The organism is Herbaspirillum sp. UBA812 (assembly GCF_002296545.1).
GTDB classification, from domain to species: Bacteria; Pseudomonadota; Gammaproteobacteria; order Burkholderiales; family Burkholderiaceae_D; genus Herbaspirillum; species Herbaspirillum huttiense.
In genome coordinates this window covers 1-8,652 of the sequence record NZ_DBIC01000058.1, presented here as the reverse complement: position 1 = coordinate 8,652, position 8,652 = coordinate 1, and the positions used below count along the sequence as shown (strand labels likewise).

Sequence of the window (8,652 nt, the reverse complement as noted above, 5' to 3'; positions counted from 1 at the left end):
AGATACTTTTGCGGATTGTAGAAACCGCCGCCATGCACCGCCCACAGCTCCCCGCCGACGCCCTTTTCCTTGAGCTCAGGATCGGTCGGAGCCACCAGACTGTTGTCCAGCCAGACGAAATAGAACGAAGACCCGATCCAGGCAATCGCCGTGATCACATGCAGCCAGCGCAGCAGCAGGTTCAGCCAGTCAAGTAGGTATGCTTCCATGATGCTCCGCTCTCAAATCCCTGTTGATGACGAAGGCCGCAACACGCAAACCCCCATCCTGTTCAAAACCCAGCAATTAGATATCAGCCTGACCGATACCTCATGCCTGAAAACCTATAGCCAACATATGACAAACAACATAGCGCCCGGGGCACCAGCGGCCAGCCACAGTGTAGCCAATTCCCGCCCAGGGGCGAGCACCCAATAAAAATGCCGGATCCGAAGACCCGGCATCGCCTTGATGCTGCAAGCAGCCGGATCGACCGGACGCTTAGAAGTGATACTCGGCGCGCACCATCGGGGTCTTGGCCAGCGAACCCGCCACATTGCTCGGGTTGCCGAACTTGTTGCGCCAGTATTGATACTCCAGACCCACGCGGAAGGTGTTCTTGCCCATGCCCATCGTGGTACCGAGGTCATACATGATCTGACCGTCGAAGTTCAGCTCGGGCGCAGTCGGACCACCGAACTCGTTCTTGCCCTTGGACGCGATGTAGTTCATGTAGCCTTCGAATGCCAGACCGGTCGAACCCAGCGGGATGCCCCAGGACAGGTTCAGCATCGGGTGCGTGTCGTAGCTGTAACGGCTCGACACACCGATCGGCTGGTTGCTCTCGAACAGCGCCAGCACGCTCACGTTCAGGAAGCCCGGCACGTCCAGCATCAGGGTCGGACCGACCACCCACATGCGCTTCTTGGAAGCGTAGCTCTTGTCATTCTTGGTGTTCCAGTCAAAGCCCAGCGTCAGGCCGACACCGCGTGCCGGGCCGAAGGACAGGTCCTTGCCGCTGATCTTGCCGATGTCCAGGGTATTGCGGTAGACGATGTAGGCTTCCTGCGCATTGTCGTCCTTGCTGTCCGACATCAGCAGGTCCACGTTCAGGAAGTTGGTGCCGTACTTGTAACCGCTGGCGTGCTGGAAGTTGATGATGTTCTTGCTGATGTCCTGCGAATTGAAGGGCTCGGCAAACTTCGTGCCGTAACGGTAGCCGATCGAATTGTCCGACCAGTCTGCCGCCTGCGCCGACATGCTGCCGGCCGCCGACGCGACCACGGCTGCCATCATCCAGTACTTCCCCTTGATACCCTTCTTCATAAGTTTCTCCCTGTGTTGCTTGTCTAAAAAAATGGCGATTGAACCGGAGCCCGGTTCGCATATCGTGACGCCCTGCACTCTCCCCGTCACGGCATGGAATCCGCACCCCTCGTGTGCTTGCCCTCGTCAAATCAGGTCTGGCAAATGGCTGACCATCTGGCCGACACCCACACCGACCGGAGCGTTTACGCAAAGCCCGTGCCAGCCCCCAAGCCGGCCCTGTACGCCTGCGATCGCCTGCCTCCGAAGTGCCTGATCGATTGCCCGCAACGCGAGCCGTACATCGCTGCATCGAGCGATGCGCCCCGCGCGCCGGGGCGCAATCCTAGCCGAGTCCAGGCACTTTCCCAAGCCCTCTTCCAGGACTTGGTTGCATGGTGACTCGCATTGTCGACAATCGTGGCAACGATGTGCGATCCGACAAAAATGCCCAGGAGGCGCATGCCGTCTGCCTTACAGCGCTGTAAGCCAAATTTTTTTAGTGCATTTTTTTCTACTTAGGTGCAGACAAGCACCAAATTGTCGCAAATGAATTTTTTGATTGTCGACAAAAAGAAAAGCAGCTGTCGATCATCGGCACCACCCCTTGCCGACGGCGTGACGCCCGTCACGGCCGACAAAGCGGAGCAGACGCGAACTGCAGGAGGCTTGGCACATTAAATGCTATTGAAGCTCCGGGATCTGACATTCAAACGAACAAGGAAGGAAGTCCACCGTGCATTCCAGCAAGCTCTTCAAACTCGGCACCACCGTTCTCGGCCTGGTAATGGCCGCCAGCTCCTCGCTGGCGCTGGCGCAGGAAACCAAGGTCAAGTTCCAGCTGGACTGGCGCTTCGAAGGACCGGCCGCCCTGTTCCTGGTGGCCAAGTCCAAGGGCTACTTCGCGCAGGAAAAACTGGATGTCACCATCGACGCCGGCAACGGCTCCGGCAATGCGGTCAACCGCGTGGCCTCCGGCACCTATGACATGGGCTTTGCCGACATGGCCGCCCTGATGGAATTCACCGCCAACAATCCCGATGCCCCGGGCAAACCGGTGGCCGTGATGATGGTCTACAACGACACGCCGGCCGCGGTGTTCTCGCTCAAGAAATCCGGCATCAAGAAGCCCGCCGACCTGGCCGGCAAGAAGCTGGGCGCACCGGTGTTCGACGCCGGCCGCCGCGCTTATCCGATCTTCGCCAAGGCCAATGGCCTCGATGCCAGCAAGGCGCAATGGACCAGCATGGACCCGCCACTGCGCGAAACCATGCTGGCACGCGGCGACGTGGATGCCATCACCGGTTTCTATTTCACCTCGCTCCTGAACCTGAATGCGCGCGGCATCAAGGATGAAGACATCAACGTGATGATGTACCCGGACTACGGCGTGCGCCTGTACGGCAACACCATCATCGCCTCCGAAACCATGGTCAAGCAGAAGCCGGACGCCATCAAGGGCTTCCTGCGCGCCTTCGCCAAGGCCAGCCGCGACGTGATGGCCAATCCGGAAGCCGCCATCAAGGTCCTGAAGGAACGCGATGGCCTCATCGATGAAAAGCTGGAACTGCGCCGCCTGAAACTGGCCATCGCCAGCGCCATCGCCACGCCGCACGCCAAGGCGGAAGGCTACGGACAGGTCTACAGCCCGCGCCTGACGCTCATGGCCTCGCAAGTCTCGGACGCCTACGGCACCAAGACCCGCGTCAACGCCGACAAGATCTGGAATGGCAGCTTCCTGCCGAGCAAGGCCGAGCTGGACGTGTTCCCCAAGTAAATCATTTATATCGTTTACTAAATTCATCCTTGACTGAAGCATTCATGAGCGAACCCTTCGTCGATTTCCGCCACGTCTACCTGGCCTATGATGGTGCCGCCGAATTTGCGGTGGAAGACATTGACCTGCAGACCCGCGCCGGCGAATTCATCGCCATCGTCGGGCCGTCCGGCTGCGGCAAGTCCACCTTCATGAAGCTGGCGACGGGCTTGAAGCAGCCCAATCGCGGCAGCGTCGTCATCGACGGCCAGACGGTCACGGGGCCGCTCAAGTTCGTGGGCATGGCCTTCCAGGCCCCGACCCTGTTGCCCTGGCGCACCACGCTGGAAAACGTGCTGCTGCCGCTGGAGATCGTCGAACCCTACCGGCGCGAGTTCAAGCAGAAGAAGGCTGAGTACACCGAGCGCGCGCTCAAGCTGCTCAAGACCGTGGGCCTGGATGGCTATGCCGACAAATTCCCGTGGCAACTCTCGGGCGGCATGCAGCAGCGCGCCTCGATCTGCCGCGCGCTGATCCATGAGCCCAAGATGCTGCTGCTGGACGAACCCTTCGGCGCGCTCGACGCGTTCACCCGCGAAGAGCTGTGGTGCGTGCTGCGCGACCTGTGGGCCGAGCGCCGCTTCAACGTCATCCTGGTCACGCACGACCTGCGCGAGGCGGCCTTCCTTGCCGACACCATCTATGTGATGAGCAAGCGCCCGGGCCGTATCGTGGTGCGGCGGGAAAACCCGCTGCCGCGTCCCTGCCCGCTGGAAACCACCTATACCGACGGCTTTAACGCGCTGGTGCATGAACTGCGCGAGCACATCGGCCACGTGCGCAATATCTGACCCTCACACGGCCCGGCCAAGGAAACTCATGAAAACTCCGTTCAACGGCAAACTCAACCGCGCCGCCACCACGCTGGCGCCCTGGATCCTGCTGCTCGCCATCCTGGGCGTGTGGCAATTCATCTGCAGCGTGTGGCAGGTCTCCGACTTCATCTTTCCGAGTCCCGCTTCCATCCTGCAGGCCATGGTGGATTACGCCGGCCCGATCACCGAACATGCGCTTTCTACCTTTTGGGTCACCATGGTGGGCTTCGCCATCGCCGTGGCGGTCGGTGTGACGCTGGGCTTCGTGATCGGATCTTCACCCGTGCTGTATGCCGCCGCCTACCCGCTCATGACGGTCTTCAATGCCCTGCCCAAGGCGGCCTTCGTGCCGGTGCTGGTGGTCTGGTTCGGCATCGGCGCAGGGCCGGCCATCCTCACGGCGTTCCTGATCTCCTTCTTCCCCATCATGGTCAACATCGCCACCGGCCTGGCCACGCTGGAACCCGAGCTGGAAGACGTCTTGCGTGTGCTGGGCGCGCGCCGCATGGACATCCTGCTCAAGGTCGGCCTGCCGCGTTCGATGCCGTATTTCTTCGCCTCGCTGAAGGTGGCCATCACGCTGGCCTTCGTGGGCTCGACCGTGTCCGAGATGAATGCCTCCAATCAGGGCATCGGCTACCTGCTGGTCTCGGCCGGATCGTCGATGAAAATGCCGCTGGCCTTTGCCGGACTGGTGGTGATCGGGGCCATGGCCATGGCCATGTACGAACTGTTTGCCATCATCGAGAAACGCACCACCGGCTGGGCGCACCGGGGAAAATGAGATAAATCGGGCCGTTACGCCGCAACAGGGGCGCAAAACCCGGCAAAAGCGGTATGCGGCGCGGCGCAATTTGTCTATGATGTCGCGCGTGCGAGCCGCAGGGGGCGCTCGCGGCGGCCGCAGGCACGCGGACCGCGTTGCATTTCGACATGACCACATTCATCACCACAGGGAAATCACGTGAGCGCAGTTCCACTCCGTCTTGAAATCAGCCATGTGCGCAAGGCCTACCCGGGCGTGCTGGCCAATGACGATGTCAGCCTGGCAGTCGCGCCTGGCGAGATCCACGCCGTGCTCGGAGAGAACGGCGCGGGCAAGTCCACCCTGATGAAAATCATTTTCGGCGCGGTCAAACCCGATGCCGGCGAACTCCGCTGGAACGGCGAGACCGTGCAGATCGCCAATCCACAGGTGGCGCGCAAGCTGGGCATTGCGATGGTGTTCCAGCATTTCTCGCTGTTCGATACGCTGACCGTGACCGAGAACATCGCCCTGGGCCTGGATGCCAAGACCGACCTCAAGGAACTGGCCGAGCGCATCACCCGCACCGGCGAAAAATACGGCCTGGAGCTGGAACCGCAGCGCCACGTGCATACGCTGTCGGTCGGTGAACGCCAGCGCGTGGAAATCGTGCGCGCGCTGCTGACCGAACCGCAATTGCTGATCCTGGATGAGCCGACCTCGGTGCTCACGCCCCAGGCGGTGGAAAAACTGTTCGTCACCCTGCGCCGCCTGGCCGACGAGGGTTGCAGCATTCTCTACATCAGCCACAAGCTCGACGAGATCCGCGCGCTGTGCCACAGCGCCACCGTCATGCGCGGTGGTCGCGTGACCGGCAACTGTGATCCGCGCAATGAAAGCAGCGCCAGCCTCTCGCGCATGATGATCGGTGACGAACTGGTGCGCCTGCAGCGCGAACGCAATCCCGATTCGCTGCGCAATGAGCGCAAGCTGCACGTCAATCGTCTCTCGCTGCCCAAGGCGCATCTGTTTGCCACCGAACTGAAGGACATCGAATGCGAAGTGCGCGCCGGTGAAATCGTCGGCATCGCCGGGGTTTCGGGCAACGGCCAGCAAGAGCTGCTGGCGGCGCTCTCGGGCGAAGACCAGCGCGCTGCGCCCAACATGATCATGCTGGCCGGCAAGGCCGTGGGCGATCTCTCGCCCAATCCGCGCCGCGCGGCGGGCCTGGGCCTGGTGCCGGAAGAACGCTTGGGGCGCGGTGCCGTGCCTGGGCTTTCGCTCACGGCCAACATGCTGCTGTCGCATCAGAAAGCGCCCTACGTGAAGCGCGGCATGATCGACTTTGGTTTTACGCGCCGTGCTGCGGCGTCCATCATCGAACGCTTCAAGGTCAAGGCGGCAGGACCGGATGCCCCGGCCAAGAGCCTGTCGGGCGGCAATCTGCAGAAATTCATCGTCGGCCGCGAAATGGAACGCAAACCCGCCGTCTTCGTGGTGGCCCAGCCGACCTGGGGGGTGGACGTCGGTGCCGCCGCCCAGATCCACGGCGAAATCTTGAAACTGAAACAGGAAGGTTGTGCAGTGCTGGTGATCTCGGAAGAACTTGACGAATTGTTCGCATTATGTGATCGCCTGCATGTCATCGCCAAGGGGCGCCTGTCGCCCTCCATTCCCATCGAACAGGCCACGCGCGAACAGGTGGGCGTGTGGATGAGCGGCCTGTGGGACGAACCGGCAGCCGCTGCTGCGGAGGTGAACCATGGCTGAACGCATGAGCTTCCCGCTGCGTCTGGAACTGCGCGGTGCGCCGTCCAAGACCATGACCTATCTGTCGCCGGTGATCGCCATCGTTGCCACCTTGTTCCTCGGTGCGCTGCTGTTCCTGGCACTGGGCAAGGACCCGCTGGCCGGACTGAAGGTGTTCCTGGTTGACCCGTTCAATGGCAAGCGTGCCATCAGCGAGCTGCTGCTCAAATCCGTGCCGCTGATCCTGTGCGCGCTGGGGCTGGCGGTGTGCTTCCGCGCCAGCATCTGGAACATCGGTGCCGAAGGCCAGTTCACGGTCGGCGCGCTCTGCTCGGGCGCCATGCTGGTGTGGCTGGATGTGCCGGGGCACGGCATTTCCGGCGGCATGGGGCTGCTGCTGATGATCGTGGCCGGCATTATCGGCGGTGCCTTGTGGGCGGCCATCACGGCTTACCTGCGCGACCAGTTCAATGCCAATGAAATCCTGGTCTCGCTGATGCTGACCTATGTGGCACAGCTGCTGCTGATGTGGGCCGTCAATGGTCCGCTGAAGGATCCCAATGGCATGAACTTCCCGCAGTCGAAGGTGTTCTCCGGCGAATTCATGCTGCCCATGCTGATGTCGGGCACGCGCCTGCATATCGGCTTTGCGGTGGCCATCGTCGCGGCCGTGCTGATGGCCATCTTCATGATGCGCAGCCTGCGCGGCTTCTCGCTCATGGTCGGTGGCGTGGCACCGCATGCGGCGCGCTATGCGGGCTTTTCGGCACGTTCGGCCTTGTGGGTGTCGCTGCTGATCTCGGGGGCCTTTGCCGGACTGGCCGGGGCCTTCGAGATCGCCGGTCCGATCGGGCAGCTGTTGCCGTCGGTGTCGCCGGGCTATGGTTTCGCCGCCATCATCGTGGCCTTCATCGGCCGCCTGCATCCGGTGGGCGCCATCCTGGGCGGGCTGATCATGTCGCTGCTGTACCTGGGCGGCGAGCTGGCGCAGTCGCGCCTGGGCCTGCCCTCGGCCATCACGGGCGTGTTCCAGGGCATGCTGCTGTTCCTGCTGCTGGCCTGCGATACGCTCATCGATTACCGCCTGGCGTGGAAAAAGAAAGTCTAAGGAATCAGGACAGGACATGGAACAACTCGCTCCTCTCATCGCAGCCTCCATCAATGCCGGCACGCCCTTGCTGCTGGCGGCCATCGGGCTGTTGATCAATGAACGCTCCGGCGTGCTCAACCTGGGTGCCGAAGGCATGATGCTGGTCGCAGCCATCGCCGGCTTTGCGGTCGGCTATGCCACCAAGAGCCCGCTGCTCGGCTTTGTTGCCGGTGCCGTCTGCGGCATGCTCATGGCCACGCTCTTCGCCTGGCTGGCGCTGCGCCTGGCCACCAACCAGGTCGCCACCGGCCTGGCGCTGTCGATCTTCGGCGCGGGCCTGTCGGCCTTCGTCGGCCAGCGCTTCGTCGGACTGGCGTTGCCGGCGCAACCGAATTCGATCCCGCTGCTGGGCGATATCCCCTTCCTGGGCAAGGCGCTGTTCCACCAGCACTGGATGAGCTATGTGGCCTTCGCGCTGTGCCTGGCCAGCATCTGGTTCCTGTATCGCACGCGGGCCGGGCTGGTCTTGCGCGCCGTGGGCGAGTCGCCGGAATCGGCGCATGCGCTGGGCTATTCGGTGCGCGGCATCCGCTATCTGGCGCTGCTGTTCGGCGGTGCCTGCTGCGGCCTGGCGGGGGCCTACATGTCGCTGGTCTATACCCCGATGTGGGTCGAAGGCCTGGTGGCCGGACGCGGCTGGATCGCGCTGGCCCTGACCGCCTTCGCCACCTGGCGTCCGGCACGGGTCTTGCTGGGTTCGCTGCTGTTCGGCGGCGTCACCATCGCGCAGTTCTACCTGCAGGGCATGGGCGTGACGGTGCCCTCGCAGATCCTGTCGATGGCCCCGTACCTGGCCACCATCGTGGTGCTGGCGCTGATCTCGCGCAACCCCGACTGGATCCGCCTGAACATGCCGGCCTCGCTGGGCAAGCCGTTCCGTCCGGGCGCTTCCTGAACTATTTATACCGTTTATATCGTTTAAATCGTTTATTCCGTTTTTGTAGCAGCACTTGCATTTATCCACTGACCTTGAGGGAGAACACAATGAAGATTTCGCGCAGGGCATCCTTGACGATGCTCGCCACCCTGGCGGCAGCAACCCTGATCGGTTGCGGCAAGAAGGAAGAACCCGCTGCCGCCGCGCCCGCTGCTG

At 62.3% G+C, this 8,652-nt stretch carries 8 protein-coding genes; 6 read left to right on the top strand and 2 right to left on the bottom strand.

The window, feature by feature from the left end:
• Both B3873_RS03695 and B3873_RS03690 read right to left on the bottom strand, forming a co-directional pair.
• Nucleotides 1-209, bottom strand: a 209-nt coding sequence (locus B3873_RS03695) for a urate hydroxylase PuuD (protein ID WP_286864097.1), incomplete at its 3' end; no start/stop codon positions are given.
• Nucleotides 210-480: 271 nt separating this feature from the next.
• Nucleotides 481-1,305 carry an outer envelope protein gene (locus B3873_RS03690; protein WP_039783689.1) on the bottom strand — a complete coding sequence of 275 codons (825 nt, stop codon included), beginning with the start codon at nucleotides 1,303-1,305 and terminating at the stop codon, nucleotides 481-483.
• Nucleotides 1,306-2,020: 715 nt separating this feature from the next.
• Here B3873_RS03690 and B3873_RS03685 point away from each other — a divergent pair.
• From B3873_RS03685 to B3873_RS03660, 6 genes are all read left to right on the top strand, one after another.
• Nucleotides 2,021-3,061, top strand: coding sequence for an ABC transporter substrate-binding protein (locus tag B3873_RS03685; RefSeq protein ID WP_034332720.1), 1,041 nt, complete (start codon nucleotides 2,021-2,023; stop codon nucleotides 3,059-3,061).
• Between the two features lie 44 nt (nucleotides 3,062-3,105).
• Nucleotides 3,106-3,891 carry an ABC transporter ATP-binding protein gene (locus B3873_RS03680; protein WP_286864095.1) on the top strand — a complete coding sequence of 262 codons (786 nt, stop codon included), beginning with the start codon at nucleotides 3,106-3,108 and terminating at the stop codon, nucleotides 3,889-3,891.
• A 28-nt stretch (nucleotides 3,892-3,919) separates the two neighbouring features.
• On the top strand, nucleotides 3,920-4,699 hold the full coding sequence (locus B3873_RS03675; RefSeq protein ID WP_286864094.1) for an ABC transporter permease: 780 nt from the start codon (nucleotides 3,920-3,922) through the stop codon (nucleotides 4,697-4,699).
• Between the two features lie 180 nt (nucleotides 4,700-4,879).
• Nucleotides 4,880-6,430 (top strand): ABC transporter ATP-binding protein, encoded by a 1,551-nt coding sequence (locus B3873_RS03670; protein ID WP_034332724.1) that lies wholly within the window; start codon nucleotides 4,880-4,882, stop codon nucleotides 6,428-6,430.
• Entirely contained in the window at nucleotides 6,423-7,517 is a 1,095-nt protein-coding gene (locus tag B3873_RS03665) for an ABC transporter permease (protein ID WP_134223563.1), read from the top strand. Before B3873_RS03670 ends, B3873_RS03665 begins: the two co-directional genes overlap by 8 nt.
• A 16-nt stretch (nucleotides 7,518-7,533) precedes the next feature.
• Nucleotides 7,534-8,454, top strand: coding sequence for an ABC transporter permease (locus B3873_RS03660; protein WP_034332726.1), 921 nt, complete (start codon nucleotides 7,534-7,536; stop codon nucleotides 8,452-8,454).
• Nucleotides 8,455-8,652: the final 198 nt, after the last annotated feature.